Source organism: Nonomuraea sp. CA-141351, assembly GCF_050944675.1.
Lineage (GTDB): Bacteria > Actinomycetota > Actinomycetes > Streptosporangiales > Streptosporangiaceae > Nonomuraea.
Genome location: NZ_CP191982.1, coordinates 7366344 through 7389053, shown reverse-complemented (window position 1 = coordinate 7389053; position 22710 = coordinate 7366344). Strand labels below are relative to the sequence as shown.

General features: G+C 69.2%; 19 protein-coding genes. 9 read left to right on the top strand and 10 right to left on the bottom strand.

Annotation, left to right across the window (positions count from 1 at the left end; genetic code table 11):
• Nucleotides 1–51: 51 nt before the first annotated feature.
• Nucleotides 52–912 (bottom strand): RecB family exonuclease, encoded by an 861-nt coding sequence (locus ACQPWU_RS34910; RefSeq protein WP_433429480.1) that lies wholly within the window; start codon nt 910–912, stop codon nt 52–54.
• Between the two features lie 115 nt (nt 913–1027).
• Here ACQPWU_RS34910 and ACQPWU_RS34905 point away from each other — a divergent pair, with 115 nt between their 5' ends.
• Together ACQPWU_RS34905 and ACQPWU_RS34900 are read left to right on the top strand one after the other, a co-directional pair.
• Nucleotides 1028–2164, top strand: a complete 1137-nt coding sequence (locus tag ACQPWU_RS34905) for a site-2 protease family protein (protein ID WP_360695097.1) — start codon at nt 1028–1030, stop codon at nt 2162–2164.
• 346 nt (nt 2165–2510) lie between these two features.
• Entirely contained in the window at nt 2511–3926 is a 1416-nt protein-coding gene (locus ACQPWU_RS34900) for an FHA domain-containing protein (RefSeq protein ID WP_433429479.1), read from the top strand.
• A gap of 204 nt (nt 3927–4130) precedes the next feature.
• Here the strand turns inward: ACQPWU_RS34900 and ACQPWU_RS34895 are convergent, their stop codons facing one another.
• The 3 genes from ACQPWU_RS34895 to ACQPWU_RS34885 all read right to left on the bottom strand — a co-directional run bounded on the left by ACQPWU_RS34895 (nt 4131) and on the right by ACQPWU_RS34885 (nt 6776).
• Entirely contained in the window at nt 4131–4985 is an 855-nt protein-coding gene (locus ACQPWU_RS34895) for an SDR family oxidoreductase (RefSeq protein WP_433429478.1), read from the bottom strand.
• 30 nt (nt 4986–5015) lie between these two features.
• Nucleotides 5016–5513, bottom strand: a complete 498-nt coding sequence (locus ACQPWU_RS34890; RefSeq protein WP_360706805.1) for a hypothetical protein — start codon at nt 5511–5513, stop codon at nt 5016–5018.
• Nucleotides 5514–5684: 171 nt separating this feature from the next.
• On the bottom strand, nt 5685–6776 hold the full coding sequence (locus ACQPWU_RS34885) for a GNAT family N-acetyltransferase (protein WP_433429477.1): 1092 nt from the start codon (nt 6774–6776) through the stop codon (nt 5685–5687).
• Nucleotides 6777–6831: 55 nt separating this feature from the next.
• Here ACQPWU_RS34885 and ACQPWU_RS34880 point away from each other — a divergent pair, with 55 nt between their 5' ends.
• From ACQPWU_RS34880 to dop, 5 genes are all read left to right on the top strand, one after another.
• Entirely contained in the window at nt 6832–7683 is an 852-nt protein-coding gene (locus ACQPWU_RS34880; protein WP_360706799.1) for a tRNA (adenine-N1)-methyltransferase, read from the top strand.
• Between the two features lie 204 nt (nt 7684–7887).
• On the top strand, nt 7888–9651 hold the full coding sequence (gene arc / locus ACQPWU_RS34875) for a proteasome ATPase (protein WP_360706796.1): 1764 nt from the start codon (nt 7888–7890) through the stop codon (nt 9649–9651).
• Nucleotides 9652–10090: 439 nt separating this feature from the next.
• Nucleotides 10091–12331: a carbamoyltransferase HypF gene (hypF, locus tag ACQPWU_RS34870; protein WP_433429476.1), complete on the top strand. Its 2241-nt coding sequence runs from the start codon at nt 10091–10093 to the stop codon at nt 12329–12331.
• Between the two features lie 255 nt (nt 12332–12586).
• On the top strand, nt 12587–13684 hold the full coding sequence (locus ACQPWU_RS34865; RefSeq protein WP_433429475.1) for an acyltransferase family protein: 1098 nt from the start codon (nt 12587–12589) through the stop codon (nt 13682–13684).
• 86 nt (nt 13685–13770) lie between these two features.
• Nucleotides 13771–15285: a depupylase/deamidase Dop gene (dop, locus tag ACQPWU_RS34860; protein ID WP_360703060.1), complete on the top strand. Its 1515-nt coding sequence runs from the start codon at nt 13771–13773 to the stop codon at nt 15283–15285.
• A 35-nt stretch (nt 15286–15320) separates the two neighbouring features.
• Here dop and ACQPWU_RS34855 read toward each other — a convergent pair whose 3' ends face one another.
• Entirely contained in the window at nt 15321–15725 is a 405-nt protein-coding gene (locus ACQPWU_RS34855; protein ID WP_433429473.1) for a hypothetical protein, read from the bottom strand.
• Between the two features lie 152 nt (nt 15726–15877).
• On the opposite strand from ACQPWU_RS34855, the gene ACQPWU_RS34850 reads away from it, so the two are divergent.
• Both ACQPWU_RS34850 and ACQPWU_RS34845 read left to right on the top strand, forming a co-directional pair.
• Nucleotides 15878–16087 (top strand): ubiquitin-like protein Pup, encoded by a 210-nt coding sequence (locus tag ACQPWU_RS34850; RefSeq protein WP_433429472.1) that lies wholly within the window; start codon nt 15878–15880, stop codon nt 16085–16087.
• 32 nt (nt 16088–16119) lie between these two features.
• Entirely contained in the window at nt 16120–17118 is a 999-nt protein-coding gene (locus ACQPWU_RS34845) for an endonuclease VII domain-containing protein (protein ID WP_433429471.1), read from the top strand.
• Here ACQPWU_RS34845 and ACQPWU_RS34840 read toward each other — a convergent pair.
• The 5 genes from ACQPWU_RS34840 to ACQPWU_RS34820 form a co-directional block, all read right to left on the bottom strand.
• Nucleotides 17091–18155 carry a DNA polymerase IV gene (locus tag ACQPWU_RS34840; protein WP_433429470.1) on the bottom strand — a complete coding sequence of 355 codons (1065 nt, stop codon included), beginning with the start codon at nt 18153–18155 and terminating at the stop codon, nt 17091–17093. The two genes, ACQPWU_RS34845 and ACQPWU_RS34840, sit on opposite strands and share 28 nt — an antisense overlap.
• 4 nt (nt 18156–18159) lie before the next feature.
• Entirely contained in the window at nt 18160–19218 is a 1059-nt protein-coding gene (locus ACQPWU_RS34835; protein WP_433429468.1) for an ABC transporter ATP-binding protein, read from the bottom strand.
• On the bottom strand, nt 19215–20033 hold the full coding sequence (locus tag ACQPWU_RS34830) for a carbohydrate ABC transporter permease (RefSeq protein ID WP_433429466.1): 819 nt from the start codon (nt 20031–20033) through the stop codon (nt 19215–19217). The genes ACQPWU_RS34835 and ACQPWU_RS34830 overlap by 4 nt, the downstream gene beginning before the upstream one ends.
• Nucleotides 20030–20929, bottom strand: a complete 900-nt coding sequence (locus ACQPWU_RS34825) for a carbohydrate ABC transporter permease (protein WP_433429464.1) — start codon at nt 20927–20929, stop codon at nt 20030–20032. Before ACQPWU_RS34825 ends, ACQPWU_RS34830 begins: the two co-directional genes overlap by 4 nt.
• A gap of 261 nt (nt 20930–21190) precedes the next feature.
• The gene (locus tag ACQPWU_RS34820; protein ID WP_433429463.1) at nt 21191–22561 is read right to left on the bottom strand and encodes an extracellular solute-binding protein; all 1371 of its coding nucleotides are present in this window, start codon (nt 22559–22561) and stop codon (nt 21191–21193) included.
• Nucleotides 22562–22710: the final 149 nt, after the last annotated feature.

The following is a 22710-nucleotide window of genomic DNA, read 5'->3' as shown; positions in this document are numbered from 1 at the left end:
ACGTCGTCGTACAGGGCAAGGACGGGTTCGCCGCAGGACCTCAGGCGTGGGTCACAGTTCGTCGGTGGCCGAGCGGCGGTGGCTGCGCACCGTGTCGCCGGGCCGGCGGTCGGGGACCGGGGGCGGGGTGCCCCCGAACTCCGGGCACAGCGCCTGGTGGTCGCACCAGTCGCACAGCCGGCTCCGGCGCGCCCGCCACTCGCCCGACTGCAGCGCACGCTCGATCGCCGCCCACAACGCCATCACCTTGCGCTCGGTGGCCAGCAGGTCGGCCTCGTCCGGCGCGTACCGCAGCACCTCGCCCTGCCCGCCCAGATAGACCAGCTGCAGCAGCCGGGGCACCTGGCCGCGCAGCCGCCACAGCACCAGCGCGTAGAACTTCATCTGGAACAGCGCCTTGGCCTCGAAGTCGGGCCCCGGCGCGCTGCCCGTCTTGTAGTCGACCACCCGGACCTCGCCGGTCTGGGCCACGTCGAGCCGGTCGACGTAGCCCCGCAGCATCAGCCCACCGTCGAGAACCGCCTCGACGTAGAGCTCACGCTCGGCGGGCTCGAGCCGCGTCGGGTCCTCCAGCGTGAAGTAGCGCTCCAGCATGCCGCGCGCCTGCGTCAGCCACTCGGCCTGCTCGGCCTCGTCGGCGAACATCTGCGCGTACTGGGAGTCCTCGGCCAGCAGCCGCTGCCACTGCGGCTCTAACAGCTCCAGCGCCGCCTGGACCGAACGCCGCGGCGCCGGGAGGTCGTAGAGGCGCTCCAGGACCGCGTGCACCACCGTGCCCCGCACCGCCGCCTGCGACGGCTTCTCGGGGAGCTGATCGATCACCCGGAAGCGGTAGAGCAGCGGACATGTCATGAAGTCGCCTGCCCGGGACGGGGAGAGAGCTCCGATGATCACCGGTTCGGTCAACGTCATGCACCGCACTCTAGGTCAAGACCACGACAGAATGACGCCCGCGAAACGATGATCACTCGATCCGGCGCGTAGCATCAAGGCAGCAACAGCACGTAATGGACGTTCAAGGAGTGCGGTGAGCGAGCAGAGCCCGCGGCAGGAGTTCTCCGGTCTTCGGATGGGGAAGCCGTTCGGCATTCCGGTGTACGTCTCGTGGTCGTGGTTCATCGTCGCGGTGTTCATCACGGTCATGTTCGGCCCGCGCTTCCGCCAGATGCTGCCCGAGCTCGGAAGCACCGCCGCGTACGCGGTGGCGCTGGTGTTCGCGGTGCTCCTGTACGTGTCGGTGCTGCTGCACGAGCTGGCCCACAGCGTGCTCGCCAAGTGGTACGGCCTGCCGGTGCGCAGGATCACCCTCTACCTGCTCGGCGGCGTCTCGGAGATCGAGAAGGAGCCGCCGACGCCGGGCAAGGAGTTCATGGTCGCCGCCGCCGGGCCGGCGCTGTCGCTCGGCCTGGCGGGGCTCGGCCTGGCCGCCGACGTCTACTTGGTCAACGGCGGCGGCATCCTCGAGGTGCTGGTGTGGCAGCTGTGGTTCGCCAACCTCATCGTCGGCGTGTTCAACCTGCTGCCCGGGCTGCCGCTGGACGGCGGCAGGATGCTGCGCGCCGGGGTGTGGAAGCTCACCAGGAGCCCCGGCTCCGGCACCGTGGTCGCCGCCTGGGGCGGGCGCGTGCTGGCAGTGCTGCTCGTGGTGTTCCCGATCGCGACCGCCCTGCGGGGCGGCCAGGAGCTCGATCTCACGGACCTGCTCTGGCCGTTCGTGCTGGCCTCCTTCATCTGGCTCGGCGCCTCCCAGTCGCTGCGAGCGGCCAAGATCCGGGCGAGGATCCCGCGGGTCAACGCGCGCGCCCTTGCCCGCAGGGCGATCCCGGTGACTGCCGAGACGCCGCTGGCCGAGGCGCTGCGGCAGGCCGGCGAGCGCGGGGCGGGCGCCATCGTCGTGGTCGGCCACGAGGGCGAGCCCCTCGCCATCGTCCACGAGGCCGCCGTACAGGCCACCCCCGAGCACCGCCGCCCCTGGGTGAACGTCGGCTCCGTCGCCAAGTCCCTGGAGCCCACCATGGTGCTCAGGGCCGACCTGGTCGGCGAGCCGCTCATCGACGCCATGCGCGAGGCTCCGGGCAGCGAGTACCTGCTCGTGGAGAGCGGCGGCGAGATCTTCGGCGTGCTCTCGACGGCGGATGTGAACCGGGTGTTCACCGGCGTCTGATTTGTCCCACTCGTTTAAGCGGCGACCCCGGGCTAGGGTCGTGTCCAGCAGTTTCGGGTGGCCCGGAGCCGACTCCGGCGATTTCTGCGATGCGACGACTGGCCGATAGTGTGCTGTTTGGCCAAACTTGCACAGTTGAAGGGGTTTGTTGCGGCCCACCCGGTTCACCGAATCGAGACGAGGGGGCCGCGACACGGCTTCGTCGTCTGGGTATGCGTATGGCTGGTGGCCAGCACGGCAGTGCGGGTGCCGTAATTTCGCCGGCTTCCGGGGAGGAGAGTTGAGTGACCGAGCGCAGCGAGGGCACCAATGAGCAGCGCAGCGCGGTCGTCATGAGGGAGGACGCATGACCGACCAAGGCTTCGGAGTGGTCCGTCCCCTTCCCGGGGACGGGCTGGTCGCCTACGTGGGCGGGCTGCTGCTGGTGTGCGACGCCGGCGAGTCCACCGCCGACGACCTGCTCGAGGCGCTGCGCGAGACGGCCGCGTCCGGCGGCGACGGCAGGGCGCTGGCCCGCCGCGCCGCGCAGGTGCTGGCGGCCAACATGGCCGGCGACCCGGCGACGTGCGCGGTCGCGGGCCCCGTGGGCGAGGGAGTAGCCGTCCTGGTCAGCGGCTCGGCCGCGGCCACGATCGGCGCCTCCGGCGGCGAGACGCGGCTGGCCGGCAGCGACTCGCTGACGTGGGCCGACCGGCTCGTCTCCGGCCCGGTCGAGCGGGTCGAGCTGAGCCTGCCGGGCGCCGGCAGCCCGCATCCCGCGGTCCGCCTGGAGGGCGGCGTGGTGCACGGCGGCGGCCTCGTGGGCGACTTCACCGACCAGCCCTCGGCGCCCGCCCCGTCCAGGCCGCTGACCAGCGAGCTGCCCGCCACGGGCATCCACATCGACGCCGACCTGATCCAGCCGCCCCGGTCGGTCGAGCGCCCTCCATACCCGCTGGCCGACCAGCCTCCGGTCGTGCAGGGCACGCCGTCGGGCCCGCAGCCGGCGCCCGTGGAGCAGCCGCTTTACGGCACCCCGCAGGACCAGCCGCCGTACGGCACGCCGCAGGACCAGCCGCCGCCCTTCTTCCCCCCGCCGCAGGAGCAGCCCCCGCCCCTGCCGGACCAGCAGCAGTTCCCCTCTTACGACGAGCCGCCGCCCCTGAACGGCGTCCCCGACCAGCCGGCGCCGCAGCTCATGGGCCCGCCCGACCACTTCGACGCGCCAGCGCCGCCTGTGCTCGGCACCCCCGACCACTTCGAGCCCCAGGGCCCGCCGCCGCAGGAGCAGCAGCAGGAGCACGGCGACCGGCCCCTGGTCTACGGCGTCGACTGCAAGAACGACCACTTCAACGACCCCCGCTCGCCCTACTGCGCCGTCTGCGGCATCGCGCTGGTCCAGCGCACCCTCGTCCCCTACAAGGGTCCGCGCCCGTCGCTCGGCGTCCTCATCCTCGACGACGGCACGGCGCTGCCGCTGGAGAGCGACTACCTGCTGGGCCGCGACCCCGAGCGGGCGCCCGAGGTGGCCGGCGGCAACGCCAGGCCCGCCAAGGTGACGAGCCCCGACGGCTCGGTCTCGCGCCGTCACCTGCGGGTGGCGCTGGACGGGTGGGACGTCAACCTGGTCGACCTGGGCTCGGTCAACGGCACCCAGATCCAGCCGCCGGGTGACCCCAACTTCTACGACATCCCGCCGAACGAGCCGGTCACCATCGCCCCCGGGACGACGGTCCGGGTCGGCGTCTCCCGCACGCTCCGCTTCGAGGCGCACCGGGGCTGACGCCCTCTAACACTCTCGCGAACGCCCGCGTCCCCGAGCCCCGGGGGTGCGGGCGTTTCTCATGTGGCCCTGGGCGGCATCCCGGGCCTTACATCGTCCTATACGGCACCTATGGGCCTCGTGCGGTCATATGCAGCTCTATGGGCCACATGCTGCCCTACGCGGCTTATGCGGTCTCCTGCGGCTATGCCGGGCCTAGTGGGCCTATGCGGGCTTATGCGGATCCGTGCGGGCCTGTGCGGCCAGGAACTCGCGGGCGCCGCGCAGCCGGGTCCGCAGTCGCCGCTGGGTGGCCGTGCAGTCCAGCCGGACCTCGAACGGCCCGGGCAGTCCGGCGTCGGACCGGCGGCCGGGCCGCAACCGCGCCGCGTCCAGGCCGTCCCGCCGGGCGATGAGCGACCCCAGCTCATACCGGCTCACGGCGTCGCTCCCCGCGACATGCAGCACCCCCGAGAGCCCGCGGACCGCCGCCTCCACGAGCGCCGCGGCGAGGTCGCCGACGTGGACGGGGCACTTCACGTCGTCGGTGAACAGCACTCCCTGGCCAAGCCCCGTCGCGAGCGAGCGCGCCAGCGACTCGTGCGTCGATCCGCCGTTCCCGACGATCAGGGACGTCCTGACGATCGCCGCGTCCGGCAGGAGAGCCCGCACCGCCGTCTCGGCCGCCGCCTTGGCCGCCCCGTACGGGCTGACCGGGTCGGGCGGGCACGCCTCGTCATAGCGCGGTGCGGCCCCGGAGAACACGGCATCACTGGAGACGTGCACCAGCCGCCCGCCGGCCCGCGAGAGCGCCCGCGCGACGTGCGCGGCGCCGTCCGCCGTGCTCACCCAGTCCGCCTTCCGGTACGCCGCGTTGATCGCCACTTCCGGCCGGAACGCCGACACGGCGGCCTCCACGGACTCGCGCGAGCGCACGTCCAGCGGCAGCCACTCCGCCCCCGGACGGTCCGCGGGCCGGGCGGTCAGGTAGGTGGCGCCCACGTCGTGTCCCGCGGCCGCGCAGAGCCGTACGAGCTCGCCGCCGAGGAACCCGCTCCCGCCCACGATGAGAACCCTCATGGGCCGCCACGCTACCGGGCTCCGGCGCGGCTACCCGGTCCGGAAGGCGCGTACGCCCCGCAGCAGCCGCACCGCGGCCTCCAGCCCGCTCGCCGCCTCCAGCGCGCGCCCCGCGGCCGTGGCGAAGCGGCTCAGCAGGTGCTCGTCCCCATCACCGAACGCCCGCCCGGCGACCCACACGAACGTGTGGTCGCGCGTCGCCAGCGGCACCTGAGCGGCCAGGAAGCCCGGCTCGCCCACCGTCACGTCGTGCGCCAGCCGCACCGTCGCCGGCGACGTCGCGAGCTCCTTCAGCACTCCCGACTCCGCCAGCCACCGGCGCACGCGCAGCGGATCGCCCGGCGGCCCGTGCATGTGGATCGGATCAGCCTCCCGCCGCAGCGCGTCCACACGCACGAAACCCGCATAGGCCGTGCCCGTGACGGCGGCGGCGGCTCTGGCCAGCCGATCGGCCAGGTCCGTGGCCTCCAGGCAGGAGAACGAGGCGATGAGCTCACGCATGGCGACATTGACATGGTTGTATGGCATCGCGGTTGGTCCCTCGGGGAGGGCGAGATCGCGCGGCCCGATCGCGCGATCTCAGGGTGCCCTGACTATCGCCCCCGACGCGCCCCTTGACTAGCCCTCAATCGGAAATCTGGATTTTTTACCCAGATCCGCCCCAGGTTCCGCTGTGGCAACCAAATCCCCACGAGGCCGTCATGACGGCCGCAGGCGCGACCACGCCACGTCGTCCACCCGCGTCCCGTCCGCGGTGACGAACAACCCCCGATGCACGCCCTCCCTGCTGAACCCGGACCGCTCCAGCACCCGGTGCGAGGCCGTGTTCCCCGCCTCGGTGCCGGCCACGATCCGGTGCAGGGGCGTGTTCGCGAACGCCCAGTCCACCAGCATCCCGACCGCCCGCGTCATGAACCCCTTCCCCCGGTACTCGGGCACCAGGGAGTAGCCCACCATGGCCTGCCCCAGCGACGGCACGACCTGCGCCAGCTGCACGTGCCCCGCGAACGCCCCTGTGGCCGCGTCCCTGATCGCCAGCTCGATCCGCTGCCCCGACACCCACCAGTAGCCGGTGTACCGGCAGCGGCGCTCGTCGTCCTCCGGCGTGCTCGGCGGCCCCATGTGGTACCGCGCCACGCTCGGATCGGCCAGCATCCGGTGGTAGTCGGCCGCGTCCTCCACGGCCAGCGGCACCAGCCGCACCACCCCGTCGCACAGCTCCCCGCCCTCGAAGAACGGCAGGTACGGCTCCGCCGCCGGCACCCCGTCCCCCTCGAGGCGGGCGAAGGTGACCATGTCGACGTGCCGTCCGTCCCGGAGCCGCTTGGCGTCCCGCCTGCGGCCCTCCTCCCGGAAGCCCGCCTTGTAGGCCACCCGCAGGCTCGCCACGTTCTCCACCGCGGCCTGCAGCTCCATCCTGCGCATTCCGTGGTCGAACGCCCAGTCGGTGACCGCCCTGGCGGCCGTCGCCGCCACATTCTTGCCCCGCGCCCACGGCGCCACCATGTAGCCGATCTCGGCCACGCCCCAGTGGTCCGGCGGCCGGACGCCGACGGAGCCGACGTACTGGCCGTTCTCCGTGATCGCGAACTCCGCGCCGCCGCCCTCCCACTTCTCCGCGGCCCTGTCGAAGTAGCCGCGCGCGTGCTCCGGTCCGAAGGGCGACGGCAGCCTGGGCATGAACCAGGCGGTCACCGGGTCATCGCACGTCTTGGCGATCGCCTCGGTGTCCGCCTCCGCGGGAGGCCGCAGGATCAGGGGACCGGTGGAGATGACATCGCGCGGGAGCATCCCCCATAGATACCGTGCGTCCGGAGCCCCTTGAAAGCCCTATAACCTTGCGGCCATGGGTTTCCGCAGGCATGGGCCTTTCCGGGTGGGGGATCAGGTGCAGCTCACCGACCCCAAGAACAAGCGCCACACGATCACGCTCAAAGAGGACGGCGTCTTCCACACCCACAAGGGCGCCATCCCGCACAGCGACCTGATCGGGCAGCCCGAAGGCTCCGTCGTGCGCTCCTCGGGAGGCACTCAATACCTCGCCTTCCGCCACCTGTTGCAGGACTACACGCTCGCCATGCCGCGTGGCGCGGCCGTCATCTATCCCAAGGACGCCTCGATGATCGTCGGCATGGCCGACATCTTCCCGGGCGCGCGGGTGATCGAGGCCGGGGTCGGCTCCGGCGCGCTGACGTGCTTCCTGCTGCGGGCCGTCGGCCCCGACGGGCACGTCACCTCGTACGAGCGGCGCCAGGAGTTCGCGGACGTGGCCCGCAAGAACGTCGAGAAGTTCTACGACGACCCCATGGACGCCAACTGGCGCCTGGTCGTCGGCGACCTGGTGGCCGCCATCGACGAGATCGATGTCGACCGGGTGATCCTCGACATGCTGGCCCCGTGGGAGTGCGTCGACGCCGCCGCCAAGGCGCTCACGCCCGGCGGCGTGATCTGCTGTTACGTCGCCACGACCACGCAGATGTCCAAGACCGTCGAGACGATTCGCGATCACGGGTGTTTCACCGAGCCGCATGCGTGGGAGACCCTGGTTCGCGACTGGCACGTCGAAGGACTCGCAGTAAGACCGGATCATCGGATGATCGGCCACACGGGGTTCCTCGTCACCGCCCGCCGCATGGCGGACGGAGTGACGCCCCCGCCGAGACGCCGTCGACCGAAGGGGACCACCGAAGAACTATGACAATTTGGCCACGGGGGTGCGCTGGTGCGTGACACGGGAACAGATTGCCGTGTTCATGTGCTGGGAGTATTAAACGCACGATTGAGGATTATTCACCGAATACTGAATGTCACTCTACGAACACTGCCCGGCCAGGTTACGGAGGGGCCCGAGATAGGTAAGGTCCTTAGTAGTCGCCCTCGACTGGGAAGGAGGTGACGGGGCGTGGCAGCTCGCGATGATGCTGAGGCTCGAGCCGCGCAGCGCGAACGGGAGGTCGCTGATCTTTCAACACAGGTCTCCTTCCTCCAGGAGGAGATCACCGCGCTGAGGCGGAAGCTGGCCGAGTCACCCCGTCAGGCCAGGGTCCTCGAAGAGCGTCTCCATGAGGCACAGGCCAATCTGGCGGCCGTGACCGGCCAGAACGAGCGCCTTGTGGCCACACTCAAGGAGGCCAGGGACCAAATCGTAGCTCTCAAGGAGGAGGTCGACCGGCTGGCGCAGCCGCCATCCGGCTTCGGCACCTTCCTCGAGGCCAGAGAAGACGGCACGATCGAGGTGTTCACCGGCGGCCGCAAGCTCCGGGTGAACGTCAGCCCTGCCGTCGACGTCGACTCGCTGCGGCGTGGCCAGGAGGTCATGCTCAACGAGGCCCTCAACGTGGTCGAAGCGCTCGGCTACGAAGAGGTCGGCGAGATCGTGATGCTCAAAGAACTGCTCGACGAGGGCAAGCGGGCCCTGGTCATCTCGCACGCCGACGAAGAGCGCGTCGTGCGACTGGCCGACTCGCTGATCGGCCAGCCCATCAGGGCCGGCGACTCGCTCCTGCTCGAGCCTCGCTCCGGCTACGTCTACGAGCGCATACCCAAGTCCGAAGTCGAAGAGCTCGTGCTGGAGGAGGTCCCCGACATCTCCTACGAGGAGATCGGCGGCCTCATGCGGCAGATCGAGCAGATCAGGGACGCCATCGAGCTGCCCTACCTGCACGCCGACCTGTTCCGCGAGCACAAGCTGCGGCCCCCCAAGGGCGTACTGCTGTACGGCCCGCCCGGCTGCGGTAAGACGCTCATCGCCAAGGCCGTCGCCAACTCCCTGGCCAAGCAGGTCGCGGAGAAGACCGGCCAGTCCGGCAAGAGCTTCTTCCTCAACATCAAGGGCCCTGAGCTGCTCAACAAGTACGTCGGCGAGACCGAACGGCACATCCGCCTGGTCTTCCAGCGGGCCCGCGAGAAGGCCTCCGAGGGCACCCCGGTGATCGTGTTCTTCGACGAGATGGACTCGATCTTCCGCACCCGAGGCTCCGGCGTGTCCTCCGACGTGGAGAACACCATCGTCCCTCAGCTGCTGTCGGAGATCGACGGGGTCGAGGGCCTGGAGAACGTCATCGTCATCGGCGCCTCCAACCGCGAAGACATGATCGACCCGGCGATCCTGCGGCCCGGCCGCCTGGACGTCAAGATCAAGATCGAGCGGCCGGACGCCGAGGCGGCCAAGGACATCTTCTCCAAGTACCTCATCGCCGACCTGCCGCTGCACCCGGACGACCTTTCGGAGCACTCCGACTCCCGCGAGGCCACCATCCAGGGCATGATCCAGAGCGTCGTCGAGCGCATGTACACCGAGAGCGAGGAGAACCGCTTCCTCGAGGTGACCTACGCCAACGGCGACAAGGAAGTCCTCTACTTCAAGGACTTCAACTCCGGCGCGATGATCCAGAACATCGTCGACCGGGGCAAGAAGATGGCCATCAAGCAGTTCCTCGAAACCGGCCAGAAGGGCCTGCGGGTGCAGCACCTGCTCACGGCCTGCGTGGACGAGTTCTCCGAGAACGAGGACCTGCCCAACACCACCAACCCCGACGACTGGGCCCGCATCTCCGGCAAGAAGGGCGAGCGGATCGTCTACATCCGTACGCTCGTCTCCGGCAAGCAGGGCACCGAAGCCGGCCGGTCCATCGACACCGTCGCCAACACCGGCCAGTACCTGTAACACCTCGGATGGGAGGGCCCGCGCGGCCCTCCCATCCGCGTGTCCGCGCCCTTCTTTCCGCCAGCCCCTCGGTTCGGTGCGCGCCGCCGGCGCCTCTACGTCCCGGCCGGGACGCGAGCCTTTCCCCGAACGGGTCTCCTGACGCCTCAGCGGGCACATCGTTCTCATGCGGGACGCCGGCCTCAGCGCTGTGCCCTGTCCTTCGGCCGGGAGGCGGGCCCGATCCCTCCCTCGCCGAAGGGCCTCCTCTCCGTTGGGGTGCCGGTCCTCTCAAAGACCCCGGCCGGCGTACGGAGGCGAGCGGCGCCGGCGGGGGAGTGGGACGAACCCGGCGCTTTCGCGCCCCTCGAGGCAGGAGAGAAGCACACCCACGCGCGGAAGTCGCGGCGACACCGCAGATACGCATGCACGCCACTCCGATGAGGCGCACACTGGGCTCGTGACCACGCTGAAACGAGTAGATGTGCACGTCGAAGGCATCGTTCACGGCGTGGGCTTCCGCCCCTTCGTCTACTCGCTGGCCCGCCGCCTGGGCCTGGCCGGGCGCGTGCGCAGAGACGTCAACGGGGTGCACATCGAAGTCGAAGGAGCCCTCGCGGGAGTCGAGGAGTTCCTCACCGCGCTGGAACGCGACGCGCCCGCCCTGTCCGAGATCCGGCACCTCACCATCGTCAGAGGCGAGCCCGCCGGCCACAGCGGCTTCACCATCGCCGCCGGCGACCCCTCAGGCCCGCTCCGTCCCCTCGTCTCCGCCGACACCGCCACCTGCGACGACTGCCTGCGCGAGCTGGCCGACCCCGCCGACCGCCGCCACGGCCACCCGTTCATCGACTGCGCAGGCTGCGGCCCGCGCTTCACGATCGTGCGCGGCGTGCCGTACGAGCGGACGCTGACCACCATGGCCGGCTTCGGCATGTGCCAGGCCTGCGCCGCCGAGTACCACGATCCCGGCGACCGCCGCTTCCACGCCCAGCCCATCTGCTGCCCCGCCTGCGGGCCCCGGCTGCGGCTGCACGACGCCCGCGGCGCAGAGTTGTGCGGCGACCCCATCGCCGGGGCCGTCACCCTGCTGCGCGCCGGGCGTGTCGTCGCCGTCAAGGGCCTCGGCGGCTTCCACCTCGCGGTGCCCGCCGCCGACGAGCCGGCCACCGCCGCGCTCCGGGGCCGCAAGCACCGCGAGGAGAAGCCGTTCTCGATCATGGTCGCCGACCTGGCGCAGGCCCGGCGGCTGTGCGAGATCGACGACCTCGCCGCCGAGCTGCTCACCAGCCGCGCCCGCCCCATCGTGCTGCTGCCCCGCCTCCCCGGCGCCCCCGTGGCCCCCTCCGTGGCGCCCGGCGACCGCAGCCTCGGCCTCATGCTGCCCGACACGGCCCTCCACCACCTCCTGCTCGCCCAGCTCGCCGAGCCCCTCGTCCTCGCCGGCGGGAACGTCTCCGACGAGCCCGCCGCCCACGAAGACGCCGACGCGCTCACCCGGCTCAGCGGCATCGCCGACGCCTTCCTCATCCACGATCGCCCCATCCACGTACGCACCGACGACTCGGTCGTGCGGCCCATGGCAGGCGAGGTGACCGTGCTGCGCCGCGCCCGCGGGTACGCGCCGGAGCCGCTCGCCCTCCGCCGGCCGGCGCCCCGGCCCGTCCTCGCCTGCGGCGCCGACCTGGACAGCACCTTCTGCCTGGTCGAAGGGCGGCGCGCGTTCGTCTCCCAGCACATCGGCGATCTGGAGAACCGCGAGACCCTCAGATCGTTCGTGGAGGGCATCGAGCACTTCCGCGGACTTTTCGGCATCCGGCCCCAGATCGTGGCGCACGACCTGCACCCCGGCTACCTGTCGACCAGGCACGCCATGGAGATCCCCGGCGTCGAACACGTCGCCGTCCAGCACCACCACGCCCACATCGCCTCCTGCCTGGCCGACAACGGCGACCCCGGGCCCGTACTGGGAGTCGTCCTCGACGGGCTCGGCCACGGCCCCGACGGCACCCTGTGGGGCGGCGAATTCCTCCGCGCCGACCTCACCTCCTTCGAACGCCTCGGCCACCTCGCCCAGGTGCCCCAGCCGGGCGGGACGGCCGCCGTCCGGCAACCCTGGCGCATGACCGCCGCCTACCTCGGCGACGACCACCCCGGCCTGGCCGTCGCCCGCCGCAACCCCTGGGCCGAGGCGCTCAGGCTCGCCTCCGGCTCCCCGCTGACCTCCAGCGCGGGCCGCCTCTTCGACGCCGTCTGCGCGCTGCTCGGGGTCCGGGACAAGATCACCTACGAGGGGCAGGCGGCGATCGAGCTCGAAGAGCACGCCGACCCTTCCGAGCGCGGCACGTACGAGGCCGCCATGCACCGCGGAGACCTGCTCGTCCTGGAAGGCGCCGACCTCGTCCGCGCCGCCGCCGCGGACCTGGCGGCCGGGGTGGACACGCGCGTGATCGCCGCCCGCTTCCACAACGGCCTGGCCGACGCCGTCACCCGCGCCTGCGACACCCTCAGGCAGGCCACAGGACTGTCGGCCGTGGCGCTGTCGGGCGGGGTCTTCCAGAACGCCCTGCTGCTCGAACGCACGGCGGCACGGCTGCGCGCGGCCGGGTTCCGCGTGCTCAGGCACGTCCGGGTGCCACCCAACGACGGCGGCATCAGCCTGGGCCAGGCGGCCATCGCCGCCGCCCGCGACCGCACCTGAACCAGGACGGCCGCCCGCTCGAGGCACCTCCAGAGGCCGCTACGGCTTACTGGAGGCCGCTCAGCGGGCTCACCGGCTCTTCGGGCGCGACCGAGGACCACAGCGGGTCCCAGGGCGCAGCTGAGGCGTCGTGCAGGCGGCCCCCGGTGTTACTGATGGGAATAAAGAGACCCATGGAACCAAAGTGATCGATGTGGCGTCAAACAGTGCGTGCATGCACCCAACCGGCCCAAGCACGCTCGGGGGGACGGCCGGTTGGCCGAGCTCGACCTCCTGCGTTTCCTCGCCGCCCTGGCCGTCGTCGCCTTCCACTACCTGGTCGCGTACGCATCCGTCTGGGGAGACCGGCCCGCCGAGCTGTTCCCGGCGCTGGCGCCCATCGCGGGACTGGGCATCCTCGGCGTCGAGTTGTTCTTCATCATCAGTGGGTTCGTCATCCTCATGACCGTCTGGGGGCGCGGGCTCGGCGGGTTCGCCCGGTCCCGGTTCGTCCGCCTCTACCCCGCGTACTGGCTCAGCCTCGGCGCCGTCGCGGCCCTCTACGGGCTCACCGGCGCCAAGGCGCTCGACCCAAAACTTTCACCAGGCGAATACCTGCTGAACGCCACCATGTTCCAGCGGTTGTTCAAGATCACCGACGCCAGCGGCGTCTACTGGTCACTCTGGGCAGAACTCCGCTTCTACCTGCTGATGGCCATCCTCGTGATCATCGGGGTCACGTACGGGCGCGTGCTCGCGTTCACCGGCCTCTGGCTGACCGCCGCCCTCGGCCTCAAGGTGCTCGCGGAGACCGGCCTGTTCGACAACGAGGTCGTCCGCGAGACCGTCATGCCCGACTACGCGCCCTACTTCGCCGCGGGCATGGCCCTGTATCTCATACACAAGCACGGCAACGCCTGGCTGCCCTGGCTCTACGTCGCCGCCGGATACGGCATGTCGATCCACTCCGCACTCGGCCGCGTCCACCGGCGCATCGAGGGCGCCGGGTTCAAGAACATGCCCGTCACCGACACCAGCGTCATCATCACCATCACGTTGATCTTCGTTCTGATGTCGCTCGTCGCACTCGGACTGCTCCGGCTCAAACCGTCCAGAACGCTCACCGCGCTCGGCGGCACGACATACCCGCTTTACCTCCTCCATAGCGTCCTCGCGGTGGCCCTCATCCCCCTGCTCACCGGGCACCTGCCCCCCTGGGCCACCGCCACCGTGACCGTCGTGGCGGCCGTACTGCTGTCGTATCTCGTGTACTCCTTTGCCGAACGGCCCATCCAGCGGCTACTCAAGCCCCGCAGATCCCCCCAAACCACATCAGCTCCCGCCGTACAGGTGGAAAAGGCGTCGGTGCCATAACTCTGTGGCCCTGGGGCACTGTGAAGGGCATAGGCTCGGGCATATAAACGGCGGATAGACAGACCCGGACGAACAGAGGGTGTTGCATGACGGTGCGTCGGGTGATGGGCATCGAGACCGAGTACGGCATCTCCGTACCCGGCCAGCCAGGCGCCAACGCGATGGTGACCTCCTCACAGGTCGTGAACGCGTACCTGGCCGCCTCGGCGGCCCGCGCGCGCAGGGCGCGATGGGACTTCGAGGAAGAGAACCCACTCCGCGACGCGCGCGGCTTCGACCTGGCCAGAGAGGTCGCCGACCCCACCCAGCTCACCGACGAGGACCTCGGCCTCGCCAACGTCATCCTCACCAACGGCGCCAGGCTCTACGTCGACCACGCCCACCCCGAATACAGCTCGCCCGAATGCACCAACCCCCGGGCAGCCGTCATCTGGGACAAAGCGGGCGAGCGAGTCATGTACGACGCCGCCACACGCGCCTCCGCGATCCCCTCCAACGCGCCGATCCAGCTCTACAAGAACAACACCGACGCCAAGGGCGCCTCCTACGGCTGCCACGAGAACTACCTCATGCGGCGCGCCACCCCCTTCGCCGACATCGTCAGGCACCTCACCCCCTTCTTCGTCTCCCGCCAGGTCGTCGTCGGCGCCGGCAAGGTCGGCATCGGCCAGGACTCGCGCAGCGAAGGCTTCCAGATCAGCCAGCGCGCCGACTTCTTCGAAGTCGAAGTCGGCCTCGAGACCACGCTCAAACGGCCCATCATCAACACGCGGGACGAACCACACGCCGACCCGGAGAAGTACCGGCGGCTCCACGTGATCATCGGCGACGCCAACATGTCGGAAATCTCGACATACCTGAAGCTGGGCTCCACCGCCCTCGTCCTCGCCATGATCGAAGAGGGCTTCCTCACCCGCGACCTCGCCGTCGAAAACCCCGTACAAGCCCTCCGAGCCGTCTCCCACGACCCCACCTGCCGCTACGAGATCCCCATGCGCGACGGCCGCAAACTCACCGCCGTCCAGCTCCAGATGGAATACCTCGAGCAAGCCCGCAAATACGTCGAAGAACGCGGCACCGCCCAGGACGAGATGAACAAAGACATCCTCGACCGCTGGGAATCCGTCCTCACCCGCCTCGCCGAAGACCCCATGCAGCTCTCCCACGAGCTCGACTGGGTCGCCAAACTCGAACTCCTCGAGGGCTACCGCACCCGCGACGGCCTCGCCTGGTCCCACCCCCGGCTCCAACTCGTCGACCTGCAATACTCCGACATCCGGCCCGACCGCGGCCTCTACAACCGCCTCGTCGCCCGCGGACGCATGCAGCGCCTCGTCACCGAAGACGAAGTCCAGCGCGCCGTCGAAAACCCGCCCAGCGACACCCGCGCCTACTTCCGCGGCCGCTGCCTGCGCCAATACAGCGAATCCGTAGCCGCCGCCTCCTGGGACTCCGTCATCTTCGACATCCCCGGCCGCGAATCCCTGCAGCGAGTGCCGACACTGGAGCCCCTACGCGGCACCAAAGCCCACGTCGGCGAACTCTTCGACCGCTGCCGCACCGCCGCCGACCTCGTCGCCGCCCTCACCGGCGGCGACTGATCCCGGCCGTCACGGGCGGCGAATGATCCCCGCCGTCACAACAGACCCACACCCAGCGTCAGCGTGCCCACAGCCAGGCAGGCCCCACCCGCCACCGTCAACCAGATCAACCTGCTCGGCTTCGTGTCACTCGGCCGCACCACCGACAGGAAGAAACCCAGCGGCATCAGAATCGGCGCGGCCACGATCAACGTCCGAGTCAGAGCCTTCACGCCGTCCGACAGGCTCGCCTGGTCCACGTAGAGCATCGCCACCAGGGCGAACAGCACCAGCACGCCCGCATGGGCGTGCCCGGCGCGCCACAGGCCCCGCCGGACGGGGTTGTCCAGGTAGCCGGGAACATTCCGCATCAGGAACTTCAGCAGCGTGACGCCGCCGAAGGCCACACCCGGGACTGTGATGAGAAGCACACCTGCCGTGCTCAGGGACTGGGGGGACATCCGAACCTCCTCGTCGTACGGGGTTCCAGTATTGGATAGTTTGGCTATCTAGTCAAGATGGCAAGATCACTGGGCGATCGGCGCGAAATGTCGCCCGGTTCGGGGAAGATATGCGGTAGAGGCAAGGCAAGTCCCCCACGCGGAGGTAGGACATGGCAACGAAGGACACCGGCGGCCAGAAGCAGGCCGGGCGGCGCGAGAGCGAAGTCGAGGAGGCCGAGGCTTCGGCGGCGCCGGACGTGCAGGAGCGGCAGGAGAAGCTCACTGACGATGTCGACGCAATTCTGGACGAAATAGACGAAGTTCTCGAAGAGAACGCAGAGGAATTCGTGCGCAGTTATGTGCAAAAGGGCGGAGAGTAGGGCAAAACGGACAAATAAAAGGGGTAAATCGGGTGGAAGTGCCGGACGAGATGAAGCGATGCCCGGACTGCGGCGAGACCAAGCCGCTCGCTGAGTTCGGGCTCAATAAGCGCATGGCTGATGGGCGTGCGCGATATTGCAAGGGCTGCTTCCGGAAGCGTTCCACTCAGAGCTATCGCAAACGCAGGGCTGAGCAAGGGAAGACCGTGCGCGAACGCGTCGACGTTCCTGCGGGGCGCAAATATTGTCCCCGGTGTTCAGAAATCAAGCCAATGCAGGACTTCGGTGGCAATCGGTCTGCCCCGGATGGCCTGACCAGTTACTGCAAGCCGTGCCACACACGTGTGACGCTCGAGAACAGGATCAAGAATCACGGGAGCGATCGTAATTACAAGCTAAAGCTCCGCTACGGCATCACCGAGGACGACTTTGAGCGCATGCTCGCCCACCAGGGCGGGCTCTGCGCCATCTGCAAGGTCGTGCCGGGCACGTTCGTCGACCACAGTCACCAGACCGGTCAGGTCCGGGGCATTCTCTGTTTCAACTGTAATAACGGGCTCGGTCACTTCGGCGACAACACGGTGTTGCTGGAGTTGGCGGCCCTCTATCTGGACGGGGAGATTCTCTGGCCGGAGTTCGTGATCCTTCCGGAGCAGCGGGCGTCCGATGAGGTCGCGCCGTCGAGGACCTATCACCTCACGCAGCGCTATCAGGTGCGGCATGAGGACGTGGAGCGGATGATCTCGGCTCAGCACGGTTTGTGTGTGGTGTGCTGGGGTCGGCCGCCCGAGCATGTGGATCATTGTCATCGCACGGGTGACGTGCGGTATGCGTTGTGTCTGCCGTGTAATACCGGCATAGGGCAGTTCAGGGACGATCCCGGTGTGGTGCGGCGGGCGCTTTCGTATATCGAGGCGACCGTTGAGGAATACGACGAGGTCGAGGTTTCCGAGGAGGAGTTGCAGGAGTTGATCCGGGCCGAGGAAGAGCTTCGGGCGGATTTCTATTCCAGGGCCTCGAGGGTGGGCTGATCGGCCGCTGGTGGGAGGGTGTAGTCGACGGCGACGCCCAGGAGGCGGACGGGGCGGGTGAGGTCGAAGCGGTCGAGGATGGTGAGGGCCGCTTGTTCGACGGTGGCGGGGTCCGTGGTGGCTGTGGGGAGTTTTGACTGGCGGGTGCGGGTCAGGAACGGGGTGAAGCGGACCTTGACCGATACCCGGGCGATCTCGCGGCCGGCTTCTATGGCGTCGTGGGCTACTTGGGTGGCGAGGGTGGCCACGTGGTGGGCGATGTCGGTCTTGTCGGTGAGGTCGTGCTGGAAGGTGGTTTCGCGGCTGTGGCCGCGGGCGATCCAGGGTGTGGTGACGACTTCGGCTTCGCCTTTGCCGAGGGCGAGGTAGCGGTACCAGGGGCCGTTGGTGGGGCCGAAGTGGCGGGCCAGGTGGGCGGGGTCGGCGGCGGCGAGCTGGGCGACGGTGTGGAGGCCGAGGCCGGCGAGTTTCTTGGCGGTTTTGGCGCCGATGCCCCAGAGGGCGTCGGTGGGACGGTCGTTCATGGTCTCGGCCCAGTTTTCGCTGGTGAGGCGGTGGATTCCGGCGGGTTTGGCGAGGCCGGAGGCGAGTTTGGCCTGGTGTTTGTTGTCGCCGATGCCGACGGAGCAGGACAGCTGGGTGCGGGCGCGTACGGCTTGCTGGATGGCGGCGGCGAGGGTTTCGGGGTCGTCGGTGGTGGCGCCGACGAAGGCTTCGTCCCAGCCCCATATTTCGACGAGGACGGGGAATTCGCGGAGGGCGGCCATGACGCGTGCGGAGGCGGCTTCGTAGGCAGGTGGGTCGCTGGGCAGGAAGATCGCGTCGGGGCAGCGTTTGAGTGCGGTGCGGAGCGGCATGCCGGAGTGGATGCCGTATTCGCGGGCTTCGTAGGTGGCGGTGGCGGCGACGGTGCGGGGTTGGGTGGGGTCTCCTGAGCCGCCGACGATGACGGGTTTGCCGCGGAGCTCTGGGTGGCGGAGGAGCTCGACGGCGGCGATGAACTGGTCGAGGTCGACGTGGAGGATCCAGTCCCTCATGGTCCTAAGTATGTCGTGAGGTGGTGTGCAGTTCGTCGTCGCGGTAGATGAGGGCGCGGAGCGGCAGGGCCCAGGCGGGGGTGCCGATGGGGGGTTCGTCGCCTTCGGGGACGACGGCTTGGATGAGGGCATCGGGGGATTCGAGGGTGACGAGGGTGTGGGTGCCGAGGTTCTCCAGGACGGAGACGGTGCCGGGGAAGGCGTCGGGGCGTCGGGTGCGGGTCAGGTGCATGTATTCGGGGCGGACGCCGTACGTGATGGTGTCGCCGGTGGTGAGGCCGGGTGGGGTGGGGAGGGTGGCGCCGGCCACGTGGAGGCCTTCGGGGGTGGCGTGGGCGGGGAGGAGGTTCATGGGGGTGGAGCCGATGAAGGAGGCGACGAATGTGGTGGCGGGGCGGTGGAAGATCTCGGTGGGGGTGCCGATCTGGATCATGCGGCCGTGGGACATGACGGCGACGCGGTCGGCGAGTGCGAGGGCTTCGGCCTGGTCGTGGGTGACGAAGACGGTGGTGACGGCGAGGTCGCGCTGGAGGCGTTTGAGGAAGGTGCGGGCTTCGAGCCGGAGGCGGGCGTCGAGGTTGGACAGGGGTTCGTCGAAGAGGAAGGCGGTGGGGTGGCAGGCGATGGCGCGGGCGAGGGCGACGCGTTGCTGCTGGCCGCCGGAGAGTTCGGAGGGGCGGCGGTGGAGGAGTTCGGTGAGGCTGAGGCGGGAGGCGACTTCGGCGGCTTTGGCGGTGCGCTGGTTGCGGGGGACCTTTTTGATGCGAAGGGGGTAGGCGATGTTGGCCGTGACGTCCATGTGGGGGAAGATCGCGTAGTCCTGGAAGACCATGGCGACGTCGCGGGAGCCTGGTGGGAGCTGGGTGACGTCTCTGTCGTTGATGTGGATGTTTCCTGATGTGGGGGTTTCGAGGCCGGCGATGGAGCGTAGCAGGGTGGTCTTGCCGCAGCCGGACGGTCCGAGCAGGGCGAAGAATTCGCCGTCGTTGACGGTGAGGTCGATGCCGTCGAGGGCGTGTACTCCGCCGGGGAAGACTTTTGTCAGGCCATGCAGGGATATCACCGCTTGATCCCTCCGTGGAAGCGGAAGCCGTACCGCTGGGAGACGAACAGGTACATCGCGACCACGGGCAGTGAGTACAGCAGCGAGAAGGTGGAGATGAGGTCCAGTTTGGGTGCGCCGCCCTCGGTGTAGAGGGTGTAGAGGATGACCGAGCCGGGCGCTTTGTCGGGGTCGCGCAGCAGGATGAACTGGAACAGGAATCCGCCCCACACGCTGGCCAGCGCCCATACGGCGATGGTGGCCAGGCCGGGCCGTACGAGGGGGATCGCGATGTGGCGCAGGATCTGCAGGGGTGAGGCGCCGAAGACGCGGGCGGACTCCTCGTACGAGGTGGGCGTCTCGTCCATGAAGTCCTTCAGGATGAAGATCGCGGCGGGTAGCAGGCCGCCGGAGACGACGAGGATGACGCCGAGGTGGGTGTCGATGAGGTCGAGCCTGGTGGCCAGCTCGAAGATGGGCACCATGGCGGCGGTGCCGGTGACGACCGACGACAGCAGCAGGAGCAGGTAGAGCAGCACGTCGCGGCCCGGCACGCGGACGCGGGACAGGGCGTAGGCGGCCAGCGCGGCTAGCACGACGACGAGCGCGGCCGCGCCGCCTCCCTGGATGAGGGAGTTGCGGATGGAGCCGAGCGCGTAGGGGTTTTCGAGGATGGCGGAGAAGTTGCGCAGCGTGAACTCGGGGATGGACGTGGTGATCGACGGGGTGTCGTCGAAGGGGGCGCTGGCCAGCCAGAGCATGGGGAGCGTGAAGAAGGCGAGCACGAGGGCGATGAAGACGGTGGAGGCGAGCCTGCCGAGGGTGTGGCGGATCATGCGTGCGGCCCCAGACTGGAGACGTCCTGCCGGCCGCGCAGCAGCCGCAGGTAGGCCAGCGCGAACACGAGGTTGACCAGCAGGATGAGGAACGAGATGGCCGCTCCGACGCCGAGCTGGCCGTCCCGGAGGGCGACGCGGTAGACGTACACGGGCAGGATCTCCGATCGCCCCTCGGGGCCGCCGCCGGTGAGGACGAACGGTGTGAAGTCGTTGAACGTCCACAGGCTGATCAGCAGCAGGTTCGTCAGGACGTGGCGTCTGATGCGGGGGAAGACCACGTCGCGCAGCTGCTGGGGCACGCTCGCCCCGGCCAGCCGGGCGGTCTCCAGGTGGGAGGGCGGCACGTTCTCCAGCGCTGCCGCGTAGAGCATCATGGAGAACGCGGTGCCGCGCCAGACGTTGAAGACGATGATCGACAGCAGCGGGTAGTCCAGCAGCCAGGCGAAGCCGGGCGTGTGCAGCAGGGCGTTCAGGGTGCCGTCGTCGCGGTCGAGCAGCGCGAACCACAGGAACCCGACGACCGTGCTGGGCAGGATCCACGACAGCAGTACGACGCCCTCGACGATCCTGCGCAGGGGGCCGGTGCGGCTGCGCAGGATCCAGGCCAGTGTGAAGCCGAGCCCGGCCTGGCCGATGATCGCGGAGCCGCCCACGTACAGGAGTGTGAGCCAGAGCGAGGTGAGGAAGCGCGGGTCGGTGAGGGCGCCGGTGTAGTTGTCGAGGCCGATGATCTGTGGGTTGGCGGCGGCCAGGCCGGTGAGGCGGTAGTCGGTGAGGCCGAGGTAGATCGTCCAGAGCGCGGGGAAGATCAGGAAGACGGCGATGAGGACGAGGGCGGGCAGGACGAACGCGACCGCCCTGCCCTTGCCGAGTCCCGCGGCATCAGTGCTCACACAGGCGCTCCCTCAGTGCTTATGGCGATCCTTCGGATCGCGTTTCGGTCGCTGGAGTCCTGTGTCGTCTTTTCGGTCGCTTCGCTCCCTGCGTTCCTCGGTCCAGGCACAGGCGCTCCCTCAGTGCTCATGGCGATCCTTCGGATCGCGCTTCGGTCGCTGGAGTCCTGTGTCTTCCTTCGTCTCTTCGGTCGCTTCGCTCCCTGCGTTCCTCAGTCCAGACACAGGCGCTCCCTCAGGGCTCGCAGCGATCCTTGGCGGTCACCCGGCGACGTTGGCCGGGCCACCGACGATGCCCTCGAGCTTCGCCTGGTAGGCGGCGGCCGCCTCGTCGGGGCTCTTGCCGCTGACGACGGCGGCGGTGGCCTCCTGCAGCGCGACCGACACCTGCGGGTAGACGGCCAGGCCGGGACGGTAAGCGGTGATGGGCAGCACCTCGTCGGCGACGAACTTGAGCATCGGGTCGGCGGTGAGCACCTCGTCGTTGACGTCGGTGCGCGAGCTGATACGCGCCTGCCCGGCCATTTGTGACTTCGTCGCCGCCGCCGAGTGCATGAAGGCGAGCAGGTCCCAGGCGAGCTTGGGGTTCTTGGAGTACGGGTTGAGCACGCGGACGGCGCCGCCGGACATGCTGACGAAGTCCTGGCCGCGGATGCCGCCTCCGGGCTGCTTCGCGGGGATCTTGGCGTAGCCGACGACCTGGTCGCGGTCCTTCATGGGGGCGACGCCCGCCTGGGGTTCGACGACGGAGCGCCAGAAGTAGTCGCTCTCGGCCAGTATGCCGATCTTTCCGGCGGCGAACTGGGCGAAGGACTTGTCGCGGCCCTTGGCCTCCTGCTGCAGCTTGGGGTCGCCGAGGCCACTGCCGCCGTAGATCTGCCGGTAGAAGCCGAGCACGTCCTTGAGCGACTGGGACGCGCCGGTCCACTTGCCGCCCGTGTAGATCTCGGATCCGGCGCCGGTGAGCAGGGGGAGCACGCCCTGCATGGTCGTGGCCTCGCCCATGGCGGTGCCCGCGTTGATCTGGATCGGGATGGTCACGCCGGCGGCCTTGAGCCTGGTGCCGGCGTCGATGATCTCCTGCCAGCTCTTGGGCTGCCACGTCTCGGGCAGGCCGGCCTTCTTGAACAGGGTCTTGTTGTAGAACAGGACGCGGCCGTCGGTGCCCTGCGGCAGGCCGTACTTCTTGCCGTCGAAGACGCCGAGGCCCTGCACGGCCTGCGGGATCCGCGACCAGCCCTCCCACTGCTCGACGGTCGCGCCGCCGACCTCGGAAAGCGGCTTGATGTAGCCGGCCTGGGCGAACTCGCCGACCCAGATGCCGTCCAGGTCGATGACGTCGGCGCCGGTCTTCGACTTGAGGTCGAGCGCGATCTTGGTCTTGTACTGCTCGTCGTCGACGCCGCTGGGCTGGAACAGCACCTTGACGTTGGGGTGGGTCTTCTCGAACTCGGGGATCACCCACTGCTTGATCCAGTCGGCCGACTCGGAGTTCTTGCCGCCGGAAATGGAGTTGGCCGCGATCGTCAGGGAGAGGCTGCCCTCGCTGGTCTCCGTGCCGCCGGTGCCGCAGGACGTGAGCGCGAGGAGGAGGGTGGCCCCGATCACCGCAGGTCGGCTGGGTAATCTCATGTCGGCCTCCTGTTCAGGACGTGCAGACATACCGACAATCGCATGGCGTCCGGCACCCGTAAAGAAACGATCTGAGCACGGAACGGGGCGGTGCCTGGTCACGTGGGTTCGCCGTGAGCTGATCGTGGGAAGTGCAGACAGCAACGCAA